Below are 13,672 nucleotides of genomic sequence, written 5' to 3'. Positions count from 1 at the left end.
GGTATTAATGTTTGAATTAGGAGGGGAAATGGTGGGAGAAGCAAATTTAGTCAAAACGATTTGCGGTTATTGCGGTACAGGCTGCGGTTTGGTGCTTGAAGTCAAAGATAATCGAATCACGAAAATACGAGGTGATAAAGAAGCACCTGTTAATAAAGGTCAAACCTGTGTAAAAGGCGCGTTTGCCTATGAATATGTTCATTCTAATAATAGATTGTCAACCCCATTGATTCGTAAAGCTGGGGAACTGGTGGAAGCATCGTGGGAAGAAGCCTATCAATTTATTGCGGATAAATTATCTGGTATTAAAAATACCTGGGGCCACAATGCAATCTCGATGTTTGCCTGTGCTAGAACAACCAATGAGTCCAATTACATTACTCAAAAGTTCATGAGGTCTGTAATCGGCAGTAATAATATTGATGGATGTAATCGTACGTGACACGCACCAAGTGTTGCCGGTCTGGCAACTGTATTTGGAAGCGGTTTCCCGACGAATACATTGGAGGATTTTGATCGAGCTGAAGTGTTACTGCTAATGGGGTCAAATACGACAGAAGCTCATCCGATTATTGCGAACCGAATTAAAAAAGCAATTAAGAATGGCCTTAAAGTAATCGTTATTGATCCAAGGAAGATTGACATGGTGAAATTTGCTCATCGTCATTTACAAATTAATGTCGGGACCGATATTGCACTGATAAATGCTTTTCTTCGGGTTATTATTAAGGAAAACCTATACGACGAAGCATTTATTCAGCAATTTACCATTGATTTTGATTCGTTAAAGAAACACGTTGACCGTTATACACCTGAATATGCAGCAGCGATTACCGGATTAAATCCGGATGATATCGTGATGACAGCAAGGGAATATGCAAGTGCTAGTGGTTCCATGATAGCCTATACCCTTGGAATTACGGAACACCATTGTGGTGTAAATAATGTCTTCGATATTGCGAATCTTGCCTTATTAACAGGTAATATTGGTAAGGAAGGCACTGGAATTATGCCGTTACGCGGTCAAAATAATGTTCAAGGTGCCGGAGATATGGGCTGTCTGCCAAATCAGTTGCCTGGTGCCATGAGTTTAGCAAATGATGAGTATCGCGCGCGTTATGAGCAGGAATGGAATGTTGAGGTTAATCCGTTTGCTGGTGACACACAAACGAGGACATTTGATCGACTTGAAGCAGGAGAGCTTAAGGCACTCTATATTATCGGTGAAAATCCATTACTTGCTGATGTTCATATGAACCATACACGAAAGCTAATGGAACAGCTTGATTTGTTAATTGTCCAGGATATTTTCATGACAGAAACAGCAAAAATGGCTGATGTTGTTCTTCCTGCGTGCTCGTGGGGAGAGGTTGATGGAACTTACACCAATACAGACCGAAGGGTGCAAAGAGTACGAAAAGCGGTTGAACCAGGTGTGAATGTAAAGGAAGATTGGGTTATTTTATGTGAACTTTCAACGATCATGGGTTATCCGATGAGCTACTCTAGCAGTGAAGAAATCTGGAATGAAGTGAGAAAACTTGCGTGGGAGATGTACGGAGGTATTTCCTACGAAAGACTTGATAATGAATACAGTATCCATTATCCATGTCCAACTGAGGATCATCCAGGAACTTTTATCATGCATGAGAGATTTCATAATCAGGAGTCTGTTGGTAAGAAGTCACCATTTGTTCCTGTCGATTTTACACCGCCATTGGAACAGCCAGATGAGGAATTTCCATTTACCCTCACAACCGGCAGACGTTATGAATCGTATAATACACACTCGCAAACACGGTATTATGCTTCAGGGGTAAAAGTGAAACAGACGGAAGAAACGGTTGATATTCATCCTGAAGATGCGCTTGCGCTAGGGATTACTGATGGGGAAGTCGTTCAAGTCCGTTCTCGCCGGGGAGAACTAACGGTAAAGGCGAAAGTTACCGAGCAAGTCGTTCCAGGACTTGTGTTCATGAGCTTCCATTGGAGTGAGACGCCAACGAATGTTTTAACATTAAACGAATATGATCCAATATCAGGAACCGCAGAATACAAAGCATGTGCGGTTGCTATCTCTCGGATATAAAAAAGAAGCGCGGAATTATAAGGATTCCGTGCTTTTTTATTTTTAAAAAAACAAACCGGGGATTACCCGGCTTGTTTGACTAATTGCTTCGCTTCTGTTGTATTCTTTTGATAGAAGAACCAGTTTAGTACAAAGGCAATGACATAGAATCCAATAAAGAAATAGAATGCCGTCACCGGTGTACCAGTGGTATTCACGGACCAGCCGAACAGCTTAGGAATGAGGAAAGAGCCGTATGCTGCAAAAGCGGCTGAAAATCCAATTACCGGTGCAGCTTCCTTAGGAATAAAAATGGTCGGTATCATTTGGAACGTGGATCCAGAGCCAATACCTGATGCAAGGAAAAGCACTAAGAATGACCCTAAGAAACCTGCAAACTGCTTTCCGCTTAAGAAATAGATTACTCCTAATGCACCGATGGCCATAAACACAAATACATAAGCTGTTACTCTAGCACCACCGAATTTATCAGCCATCCAGCCGCCAACAGGTCTAGCAGCAGCAGCTACCAAAGCTCCAAGGAAGGCAAGTGAGATGTATTCTGGGAACTGTGATTTTAATAAAAGCGGGAATGCCGCGGAATAGCCAATGAAAGAACCAAATGTTGCAATATAAAGTACTGTCATAATCCAAGTATGCTTACGTTTAACAATTACAAATTGGTCAGCTACAGACTGTTTAGCACCTGGGACGTTATCCATTTTAAAGTAGGCAAGGAATGTCATAATCGCAATGGGGATAACCCAGATAAACGCTGCATTTTGTAACCAAACTTCTTGACCATTTGCTAATACTTGACCTTTACCTGCGAAAGCAAAAGCTCCAGTTGTAACAATTAACGGTGTAACAAATTGGACAACCGAGACACCCATATTTCCTAAACCACCGTTAATTCCTAATGCTGTACCTTTTTCTTTTTTCGGGAAGAAAAAGCTAATATTTGCAGATGAAGATGAGAAGTTACCACCGCCAAGACCGCAAAGTGCTGCTAATAATAACATAATTGAAAATGGTGTATCGGGATTTTGTACCGCGAATCCAATCCCTATAGCTGGAATGGCTAAGACGGCAGTTGAGATTACAGTCCAGTTTTTTCCGCCAATGGCACCGACTGCAAAGGTATAAACAAATCGAAGTGTTGCGCCAACAAGTCCTGGGAGCGCTGCTAATGTGAATAATTGTTCATCGGTAAAAGTAAATCCGATATCATTTAATCTTACAGCAACCACTGACCAAATCTGCCAAACAATAAATGCGAGCATTAAGGATGGAACAGAAATCCATAAGTTACGCTGAGCATGTTTTTTTCCATCCGTCTTCCAAAACTTTTCATCTTCCGGATTCCAATAATTAATTCGTGCCATTTTTATCTCTCCCTTAAATCCACTTTTAAATTGTTTTGTGGATTTCCTTTGTGATTACACTATAAACCACATGCTAACATGACTTTTGTGACGAACGTCACAAAAGTAGTGAAGGAATTGTGAACACAGGATAAAAGACAAAAAGTTGTAATATTTTCACTGGATAGGCATTTTTGGAAAAAAAAATAGACCTTCCGAAGAAGGTGCTAAGGTTTATTATTTTCATCCTCGACTTCATGAAACATAGCTACATAGTGAGTAGTATCTCCATTGCCATCCCGAATTGCTGTAATCGTTAACCACTCTCGGTAGATTTCTTGGTTTTTGCGTTTGTTCCAGATAAAGCCTTCCCAAAAACCAGCACTCAACAAACGATCCCACATCTTTTTATAAAAAGCATTATCATGTTCTCCAGATTGAAGAACGCTCGGTGTTTTCCCAATCACTTCCTCCATTGTATAACCTGTAATCTTTGTAAAAGCAGGATTTACACTTTGGATAATTCCGTTTTTATCGGTAACGGTTATACCATCTGTCGCATGTTGGACAATCTTCGAAGAAATTTCCAGCTTTTCCTGATAGTAGAGCCAGATGACTAATACGGTACTCACAAGTGAAAACTCTGACAACGCCATGAAGCCAATCGCATAATGCCCCGTCCAAGTAAAGAAGATGCTCAATATAATGGGTGGGAAAAAGCCGCCAAGCCCGCCCATAGCAGAGACAATACCATTCACAATCCCGGCTTGTTTCGAAAAATATAGTGGGACCAATTTAAAAATAGTCCCGTTCCCTGTCCCAGCACAAATCGCAACTAATAAACAGCCAAATGAATAAATAGGAAGAGACGGTGTAAACGACAATAGAAATCCAGCAAATGTGAGTCCGGAAAATACACCTACAAGAATAAAAAACGGATTTAACTTATCTCCAAGCCATCCCCCAATGGGTCGAAAAACCGTTGCTAAGGCGATAAATCCAGCTGTTCGAAAACCCGCATCTACCTTTTCTAAATCAAAATGGTTAACAAGGAAAGAGGGTAAATAAATCGTGAAGGCAACAAAAGAGCCAAAGGTGACAAAGTAAAAAATACTTAAAAACCATAGTTTTTGATTTTTATAAACTTCATTCATTTGGTTAGATAATGAGTTATTTACTTTTCTTTCTGTTTTGTCACCGAAAAAGAAATTTAAAAGTGCAAATAGTAAAACTACAATCAGGAATATTTGAACAGTCGTTCTCCAGCCAAATGTATTAGCAAGGACCGGAGCAGCGAACGCAGTAATCGCAGTACCAATATTTCCTATACCATAAATTCCATTAATAAATCCGTGTTTTTCTTTTGGATAATATTTAGGCAGCGAGGTTACACCAATCGAAAAGACAGCTCCCCCAATACCGAGCATAAATCCGCCAAGAATTAACATGAATAAAGAGGTAGCAATACTCAATATCCCAAGTGGCAGCAATAAGAAAATAAAACTAATCGAAAATAAGGTTCTTGCACCAAACCGATTTGTCCAATAGCCAATCGGAACCCTTAGTAAAGATCCAAGGATTACAGGAACAGCTGTAGCCCAAGAAATTTGAGTTGATGAAAGCTTAATATCTGCTTGTATGAAAGGCATCAGTGACGAAATTAGGACCCAAACCATAAAGCCAGCAATTAGGCTTGTAGTTTGAATAAATAATTGTCTTGCACCTTTTGACATTTCAATCCCCCTTTTTACTAATAAATGTAGTATTTCCATAGATTAGTGATAAAGCCGAACAATTTTTAGAATAAATATGCATGGTTGGCAAGTGTTTCATATCTATTATAGAACAAGTCCTATTATATAATAGTAAGATACGACACGAAACTACTAAATCAGTTATTTTTAAAGATAAAATGGTAAATATGCCCTGATTCGTGTAATATCAAATTAATTTAAACGAATTTAAAGTAGTAGTATAATTGGATTTCGATGACTACTAGTAAAGATCGAGAGGGTGGAGGAAGGTTGATGAATTTTCAAGATTTAGAATTAATGGATGAACAGCTAGAGTTGATGAACGAACTTTCAGAACGATTTTTCTCAAGGGCTCATCAAGTTGATATCGAGGGCAGCTTTCCATATGATAATATTCAAGATTTAAAGGATACAGGTTACACCTCGTTAACAGTGCCCAAGAAGTATAGGGGGAAAGAAATTTCTCTATTTGACATGCTTCGTTTTCAAGAGAAAATTGCCGAGGGGGACGGGGCAACAGCATTATCAATTGGATGGCATATGGGCATTATTAAAAATCTCTCGGAAAAAAGGTCTTGGAATGAAAACATTTTTAAAAAAGTCTGTGAAGATGTTAAAAAAGGCTCATTGATTAACGGTGCAGCAACAGAGCCAAGAACAGGGAGTCCCACCCGAGGAGGCAGGCCCGAGACAATCGCTAGCAAGGATGGGGATAATTGGATTATTAATGGAAGAAAAACCTTTACCACAATGGCACCTGTTTTAGATTATTTTATTGTGAGTGCATCAATCAATGATTCAGATCAGGTAGGGAACTTCCTTATACCTAGAACCACAAAAGGGATACTGATTGAAGAAACTTGGGATAGCATTGCTTTAAGAGGAACAGGAAGTCATGATTTAGTTCTTCAAAATGTATCCGTACCTGGCGAGTATTATGTTGAACAACTTGTCCGAGAGGGGAAAAAAGCTAACGGTTGGCTTCTTCATATACCCGCTTGTTATCTTGGAATTGCAAAAGCTGCTAAGAAGTATGCGATTGAATTTGCTTTAAATTATTCTCCAAATAGTGTAGAGGGTACGATTGTTGACTTACCGAACGTTCGACACAAAATTGGAGAAATGGAATTGAAATTAATGGAGTCAGAATATTTCTTACATTCCGTGGCGAAGCAATGGGATGATGCAGATGAGCAAGGAAGAGGCGAAATGGGACCGATTCTTGGCGCTGTCAAACATACCGTTACCAATAACGCCATTACCGTAGTGGATTTGGCGATGAGATTAGTAGGAGCAAGAAGTCTCTCATTAAAAAATCCGCTTCAGCGCTACTATCGAGATGTAAGAGCTGGCCTTCACAACCCTCCCATGGATGATATGACCATCCAAGTTCTCGCAAATCATGCTGTCAGTAACTTTCAAAAATAGGTTATCGTAAACAACCCCTCCACCTTTATCAGAAAAGGTGGAGGGGTTGTTTATTCTTCAATAAGTTCTCCAATTTCAACGCTGCTACGTTCCTCAAGAGGTCCTCGCAAGTGAACAGTAGCCGTATGTCCGTCCTCATTGAGTTGGTCAATCCATACAGAAGCCCCGTTATATTGGACTTCAATATCAGCAGAAGAAGATAGAATTTGCTTAACACGATTCACATTCATTTTCTTTCACTCCTAAAAAAATTGTCTTTCTATTTTTACCTGGGATAAGATTTTCATTCGTTAAATTTGTAATCGCTTTCTTCTATTATATATAGTTCTAAAAGAAGAGCTTGTTTTATATATTCTGTAAAAGATAAGACTAAACGCATATTGCATGCAATAATTATCAGGTTTATGATTACTTGAGATACGTTTCGGAAAAAAGTTGAAACTAAATCGGGCTTCTTTCGTCTTATATAAATGAAATCATCCTAAGAAGTGTAAGTAAATATCAATTTTCCACTGATTATGGCATAGCTTGGAAGAAAGTTAGTTTACTAGCTAAATATAGTGAAATTTGACGAAAAATTGGTTATTTATGGGAATGTTTTTGTTTTTATTTTTAAAATTAGTATGATATAGTTATGGATGTTCGTTTACCGAAGTGCATTGGTAAGTGAGAGGAGATTTAAAGATGAGTAAGATTAGAATGCCTAATATAAAAAATAATGGATCGATTGTATTTTTGGCAATTGCCGTTGTTTTATTCTGGCTTAAAACATATGCAGCCTACCAAATTGAATTTACTCTTGGAATTGACAATAACCTTCAAAAATTTTTATTGTTTATTAATCCTTTAAGTTCAGCATTATTCTTTTTTGGATTAGCCTTTCTTTTTAAAAAGCGCATGAAAGTAGTACTCATCATTACTAACTTTATTTTGTCGTTTTTATTGTATGCCAATATAGCATATTACCGATTCTTTAGTGATTTTATTACCGTTCCGGTATTAATGTCGACCAAAAACAATGCGGGACAGCTTGGAGATAGCGCACTTTCGTTAATGTCGCCATATGATTTCTTGTATTTCACAGATTTCTTTATTTTAATTGTGCTTGCACTAACCATCTTTAAAAAGGTAACGGTGGAGAATAAGAAATCATTTAAGGTTGTTCTATTGTTTGCAGTCACGGTATTTTTATTTAATCTTGGATTGGCTGAAAAAGATCGCCCTCAGCTTTTAAGCCGTTCCTTTGATAGAAATTACTTAATAAAATACTTGGGCGCCTATAACTTTACCATTTACGATGTCATTCAAAACATCAGATCTTCAGGGCAACGGGCACTTGCGGACAGCAGTGATATTACCGAAGTTGAGAATTACCGGAAAGCGAATTTTGCAGCACCAAATTCCGAATACTTTGGGAAAGCAAAAGGGATGAACGTAATTTATATTGCGATGGAATCACTGCAAAGCTTTGCCATTGATTATAAAATGCCGGATGGTCAGGAAGTAACACCATTCTTAAATTCCTTAGTACATGGGAATGAAGCCTTTTATTTTGAAAACTTCTTTCATCAAACTGGACAGGGAAAAACATCTGACGCGGAATTCTTGATGGAAAATGGTCTGTATCCAATGGCACAAGGTGCTGTTTTCGTAAACAAGGCGCAAAACACCTACCAGGCAATGCCAGCGATTTTAAAAGGGAATGGGTATTATTCTGCTTCTTTCCATGGGAACTATAAGACTTTTTGGAACCGAAACGTAATGTACAAAGCATTAGGATATGATCAATTTTTTGACGCTGAATATTACAATATGACAGAAGAAAATACCAAGAATTACGGTTTAAAGGATAAGCCATTCTTTACGGAATCAATGCCATTGCTTAAGAGCTTACCGCAGCCGTTCTATACGAAGTTTTTAACGCTTTCAAACCATTTCCCATTTGAAATGGACCCAGAGGATACTGAATTTCCTGCTGGTGAAACGGGTAATAAGGTGGTTGACCAATATTTTCAAGCGGCACACTATATGGATGAAGCGATTGAACAGTTCTTTAATGATCTAAAAGCTTCAGGTTTATACGATAATACGGTAATCGTGATGTACGGGGACCATTACGGTATTTCTGAAAATCATAATGAGGCAATGGCGCAGGTTCTAGGAGTTGAGGAAATTACTCCAACCTTAAATGTTGGCTTGCAGCGTGTGCCTTTATTGATCCATGTTCCTGGTGTAAAAGGTGGAATCCAACAGCAATACGGTGGTCAGGCAGACGTTCGTTCCACCATTCTTCACCTCCTAGGGATTGATACGAAAGACTACATGGAACTCGGTTCAGATTTATTATCCAAAGATCACCGAAACTGGGCTTTATTTAGAAATGGAGATTTCGTTTCTCCAGAAATCGTTCAAGTAAAAGATAAATGCTACAGTAATGAAACGGGAGAATTACTCGAAGGTACGGATGCGTGTAAATCGTTAGCTGATAAAGTGGCTGCAGAACTTCATATGTCAGATGAAATCGTTCATAAAGACCTTTTACGATTCTATCAACCAGAAGGGTATACGCCGATTAATCCGAATGACTATCATTATTTAGCTCCAAAAGTGAAAAAAGAGGTAATAGAGAGCAATGAAAACAACGGTACAACCAATACAGAAAATACTGGTGAAACCGGTTCAGAAGATGATATTGATACTGAAGGTACAAATACAAATGAATAAAAAGTGAATACTAATCACAAAAGAGCTTTCATTTCAATGAAGGCTCTTTTGTTTATTAATGGGATGTACTAGTTATTTTAACCTGTTGATTTGGGTGGAAGGCGCTCGATCCTCGAAAATGCTACCGCATTTTCTTCGTGCGGTGATTATTCGAGGGAGTAAATTCAAAGTCCTGCGGGAGGACGGGGCTGGGGAGACCCCGCAGGCGCTTCAGCGCCGAGGAGGCTCCCCGGACCGCCCGCGGAAAGCGTAGCGCCTGGAGCTCAAATCAACAGTCAAGTTTAACACAGTCTATTAGTTAAAGTGGATAAATATGTAGCGATAACGATATGATTATACTATAATAAATAGTAAAAAATTGCATTAGGTATGGAGTGGAGGAGATTGATATGAGGGATGTAAGGTTAATTAATATTTTTGAACATCATATTGCACAAAAATATTTAAATCGGTCTGGAGTTTCCCATGCAATTGCTGTAGCCTACCATGCCTTTCATTTAGGACAAGAACATCAACTCGATATTGATATTGCTGCAAAGGCTGGGCTTTTACATGATATGGGCCATTACACCTGGTATAAAAATGGCAAATGGGATTATGATTTATATAAACAAAATGACATTCACGCAATTAAAGGAGCGGAGCGGGCCCACAAATTATTAATCCGTCTTGGTGAAAACCCAATTAAGGCAAAGACGATTGCGTTGGCGATTCTTTTTCACACCGATTCATTTTTACCTTCTAACGATATTGTTCGGACACCACTACAGCAAATTGTTAAATGGGCCGATGAAAAAGACGAAGAAAAGGGTGGTATGCATCATTACCGAACGATTGATTATGATAGAGCAAAACAGAGTATTATTCGTTTAGATGATATGATTGACAAGGAGTTAACGTGAGATTAGATAAAATAAGAACAAGCTGTGCTTTCTTTGCACAGCTTGAATGGTTTACACTCGATGAAATCCTTCTTCTGTTAAAAAATCTTCCGCTTCACCATAGGTATCGAAGCTCTCTTCAAGATTTAACCCAAAGTAAATATTCCAAGACTCGTTTTCATTGATTAGGATAAGGTGATTCTTTTCCTCATCAACCCAGCGTTCTTCAACTTCATTACCAATAATCGCTTCTTCTACAAGTGTCTTCTCGACGGGTAATAACGATTCAATGGACTCCTTGATCAATTGTTTTAATTCATCTGGAGCAAAGTCACGGATATTGACCATTCCTTTATCATCTGTTTGATAGGTATCTAGGTTCCCTGCAAAAATAAATCCATTTCCATTAGGATGAAGGTGATAGACCACATTTTTTTTGTCGGACGCACTGTTTGGAAGTTGGAAATTCACCCGTTTTAGTGAGACGTCTTTTCGTTCCAATTCAGGAAATGATTCAATAATCGCTAATTTTTCATTAAAAGTAAGCATCGTTGCCTCCAATATTCATTCGTTCTTTTACTATCATACAGATAGTTTATCTGAAGATACAACTTTTATTTTAAAAAAGTCTTTCCTTATTAATAGTGGTATGTAAAATGAAGGAGTGTTTAAAGAAACATTGCGGAAAGCCAAAATACATGTTATCATGTTGTAAATAAATATCAACGAATTCTTGGAGGAGCCTGTCACCAAGGGATAACTATGTCCCTTGGTGATAGGCTCCTTTTTGTATTCTAAGAGGAGGACGTAATTTATGTTAATTTTTGAGCTAGCGATCATTTTATTGGCATCTAAAATTGCAGGAGACATTAGTGTGAAATTGGGTCAGCCCTCGGTTCTCGGTAAGCTCCTTGTCGGAATTGTCTTAGGTCCAGCCGTTTTTGGGATCCTTTCAGATTCTGCTACATTAGAAGAATTAAGCCAAATTGGTGTGATTTTGTTAATGTTTATTGCTGGGTTAGAGACAGATATTGACGAATTTAAACGATCTGGAAAAGCTTCAACGATTGTAGGGCTAAGCGGTATTATTGTACCACTTGCTGGGGGCTACTTAGCTGGTGTCTTTATGGGGATGGGTACATTTCAAGCTCTTTTTCTAGGGCTGCTGCTGTCAGCAACAAGTGTAAGTATTTCTGTTCAAGCACTGAAGGAATTAAATAAATTGAAATCAAAGGAAGGTGCTACGATATTAGGTGCAGCTGTCATTGATGATGTAGTGGTAATCATTGCCTTGGCATTTTTACTGAGTATGTCAGGCGGCGGAGATGTGCACTTGGGACTGCTGTTACTTAATAAGGTTCTATTCTTTGCTGGAGCTATTCTCGTCGGTTGGAAAGTTGTCCCTTGGATCTTAAAGAAATTCGACTCGTTAAAGGTATCACAAACGACCATTACGGCTGCATTAATTATCTGTTTTCTTTTTGCCTATGTTGCAGAAATGACCGGGGTTGCAGCCATTATTGGAGCATATATCGCAGGAATTGCCATTAGCTTAACAAATTTTAAACAAGAAATAGTGGAAAAGGTGGAGACCATCGGCTATTCCATATTTGTCCCTATTTTCTTTACATCCATTGGTCTAAAAGTTTCTTTTGCGGGTATGACAGAGTATATTTGGCCGATCATTTGGCTTAGTTTTCTCGCCATTCTGACCAAATTGATTGGAGCTGCTCTAGGGGCAAAAGCATCAAAATTTTCTTGGAGGAGTTCCTTAGGAATCGGTGCTGCTATGGTATCCCGAGGTGAGGTAGCCTTGATTATTGCAGCGATTGGCTTGGAAAGTAACTTAGTAAGTCAGGAATTGTTTGCTGCGTTAGTGGTCGTTGTTTTGATAACAACCATTGTGACACCGCCAATGATGAAACTGATTTTTAATGAAGAGGAAACACAACCCAAATTTTTATCACAAAAGGTTGCAAAAGAATTAAATCAGTGAAAATAAATTTCTACCCCCAAAATTGTCCCAAATCGCACGAATCATTTAGTAACTAAAAAAATGGAGGTTAGATGATATGGGAACAATTTTGATTGATATCGATAAACTACTAGAGTCAACCGCAAATCTAACATCTGAGAAAAACATCAGTAAATTAAAAAAAATAGAAATCGATAAACTATTAGATCAAACTCAAGATTGGTAAAATAAATATGAAATTGAATAGGTAACACCAAAATGCCCTCTATTTTAGAGGGTTTTTTCTGTTTTTTAAATAGTTGAAAAATTTGTCGCTTTAAAGCGGAAAAATAATTTTAGGTAATTCTATTGCTTTTAATCTAAAAAAATACTAAAATAATTTTTATAATATAGTAAATTTTTAGAAAAATTAAAAAATGGATAATAGGGGGATGTAACATGAAAAAGGGTGTAAAAGTATTGTCTTTTGCTTTAGCGGGGATGATGTTACTTGCTGGGTGCGGCAGTAAGGAATCAGCAGGAGGAAAAGAAGGCGACAAAGTATTTAAAGTTGGTATTTCACAGTATGTGTCACATACATCGTTGGATGAGGCCACAAAAGGATTTAAAAAGGCATTAGAAGATAAAGGCATTAAAGTAGAGTTTGACGAGCAAAATGCCCAAGGTGAAGCGGCAAATGTTCAAACCATCTCTAATAATTTTGTTGGAGATAAAGTTGATCTCATTTTTGCAAATGCAACGCCAAGTGCAACAGGAGCACTGAAAGCAACGAAGGAGATTCCAATTATCTTTACTTCGGTAACAGATCCAGTAGGTTCCGAATTAGTAAAATCATTTGAGCAGCCAGGAGGAAATATTACCGGAACAACTGATAATCATCCTGAAGGAACTGCAAAAACGATTAATTTTATCACGGGTGAAGTAAAAGCGAAGTCTATTGGTGTGATCTATAATTCTGGTGAACAAAACTCCATTGTTCAAGTGGATGAAGTGAAAAAATTAGCAGAAGGAAAAGGTGCAAAGCTTGTGGAAGTGTCTGTCTCTACCTCTGCTGAAGTTAAACAGGCAACTGAATCGTTAGTTGGACGTGTGGACGCTATCTATATTCCGACCGATAATACGGTTGTTTCTGCTCTTGAGTCTGTTATTTCGGTTGCAAACAGCAAAAAAATTCCTCTTTTCGTTGGTGAGCTAGATTCAATGAAAAAAGGAGCAGTGGCTGCTAGTGGCTTTGAATATTTCGATATCGGTTATCAATCAGGGTTAATGGCTGCTGAAATTTTAAGTGGCAATAAGAAGCCTTCTGAAATTCCTGTTGAATTGCCAAAAAGCTTAACACTCATCATTAATAAAAAAGCTGCAGAAGCCCAGGGGCTTGAAGTGAAAGACGAATGGAAAAACCTTGGTAAGTTTTACGAAGGTAAATAATATAAGAAAAGAGCCTTAATAAAATTTGTAATGCTGGGAGTCAGCCACTA

General features: G+C 38.2%; 11 protein-coding genes. 7 read left to right on the top strand and 4 right to left on the bottom strand.

Annotation, left to right across the window (positions count from 1 at the left end):
- Nucleotides 1–7 precede the first annotated feature (7 nt).
- The gene (gene fdhF / locus BLR86_RS00195) at nucleotides 8–2,089 is read left to right on the top strand and encodes a formate dehydrogenase subunit alpha (RefSeq protein ID WP_368086741.1); all 2,082 of its coding nucleotides are present in this window, start codon (nucleotides 8–10) and stop codon (nucleotides 2,087–2,089) included.
- Between the two features lie 62 nt (nucleotides 2,090–2,151).
- On the opposite strand, the gene BLR86_RS00190 is transcribed toward fdhF, so the two are convergent.
- Both BLR86_RS00190 and BLR86_RS00185 read right to left on the bottom strand, forming a co-directional pair.
- On the bottom strand, nucleotides 2,152–3,453 hold the full coding sequence (locus BLR86_RS00190; RefSeq protein WP_090757652.1) for an MFS transporter: 1,302 nt from the start codon (nucleotides 3,451–3,453) through the stop codon (nucleotides 2,152–2,154).
- A gap of 206 nt (nucleotides 3,454–3,659) precedes the next feature.
- Nucleotides 3,660–5,165, bottom strand: coding sequence for an MFS transporter (locus BLR86_RS00185; RefSeq protein ID WP_090757651.1), 1,506 nt, complete (start codon nucleotides 5,163–5,165; stop codon nucleotides 3,660–3,662).
- A 294-nt stretch (nucleotides 5,166–5,459) separates the two neighbouring features.
- On the opposite strand from BLR86_RS00185, the gene BLR86_RS00180 reads away from it, so the two are divergent.
- Entirely contained in the window at nucleotides 5,460–6,614 is a 1,155-nt protein-coding gene (locus BLR86_RS00180; protein WP_090757650.1) for an acyl-CoA dehydrogenase family protein, read from the top strand.
- A gap of 50 nt (nucleotides 6,615–6,664) precedes the next feature.
- Here the strand turns inward: BLR86_RS00180 and BLR86_RS00175 are convergent, their stop codons facing one another.
- Nucleotides 6,665–6,844, bottom strand: coding sequence for an H-type small acid-soluble spore protein (locus BLR86_RS00175; protein WP_090757649.1), 180 nt, complete (start codon nucleotides 6,842–6,844; stop codon nucleotides 6,665–6,667).
- A gap of 454 nt (nucleotides 6,845–7,298) precedes the next feature.
- On the opposite strand from BLR86_RS00175, the gene BLR86_RS00170 reads away from it, so the two are divergent.
- Both BLR86_RS00170 and BLR86_RS00165 read left to right on the top strand, forming a co-directional pair.
- A complete protein-coding gene (locus tag BLR86_RS00170; protein WP_090757648.1) occupies nucleotides 7,299–9,338 on the top strand; it encodes a lipoteichoic acid synthase in 2,040 nt (679 codons plus the stop codon).
- Nucleotides 9,339–9,727: 389 nt separating this feature from the next.
- Nucleotides 9,728–10,240, top strand: coding sequence for an HD domain-containing protein (locus BLR86_RS00165; RefSeq protein WP_090757647.1), 513 nt, complete (start codon nucleotides 9,728–9,730; stop codon nucleotides 10,238–10,240).
- A 51-nt stretch (nucleotides 10,241–10,291) separates the two neighbouring features.
- Here BLR86_RS00165 and BLR86_RS00160 read toward each other — a convergent pair whose 3' ends face one another.
- Nucleotides 10,292–10,768 (bottom strand): hypothetical protein, encoded by a 477-nt coding sequence (locus BLR86_RS00160; protein ID WP_090757646.1) that lies wholly within the window; start codon nucleotides 10,766–10,768, stop codon nucleotides 10,292–10,294.
- Between the two features lie 265 nt (nucleotides 10,769–11,033).
- On the opposite strand from BLR86_RS00160, the gene BLR86_RS00155 reads away from it, so the two are divergent.
- The 3 genes from BLR86_RS00155 (at nucleotide 11,034) to BLR86_RS00150 (ending at nucleotide 13,622) form a co-directional block, all read left to right on the top strand.
- Complete coding sequence (locus BLR86_RS00155) at nucleotides 11,034–12,215, top strand: cation:proton antiporter (protein WP_090757645.1); 1,182 nt, start codon at nucleotides 11,034–11,036, stop codon at nucleotides 12,213–12,215.
- 76 nt (nucleotides 12,216–12,291) lie between these two features.
- Entirely contained in the window at nucleotides 12,292–12,420 is a 129-nt protein-coding gene (locus BLR86_RS26730) for a hypothetical protein (RefSeq protein ID WP_302847188.1), read from the top strand.
- A 212-nt stretch (nucleotides 12,421–12,632) separates the two neighbouring features.
- Complete coding sequence (locus tag BLR86_RS00150; RefSeq protein WP_090757644.1) at nucleotides 12,633–13,622, top strand: ABC transporter substrate-binding protein; 990 nt, start codon at nucleotides 12,633–12,635, stop codon at nucleotides 13,620–13,622.
- Nucleotides 13,623–13,672 lie beyond the last annotated feature (50 nt).

Origin of the sequence: Bacillus sp. OK048 (assembly GCF_900103525.1) — a bacterium.
Classification (GTDB): Bacteria; Bacillota; Bacilli; order Bacillales; family Cytobacillaceae; genus Neobacillus.
Note: the sequence above shows the minus strand (reverse complement) of the source record. Positions and strands in the feature narration are given on the sequence as shown.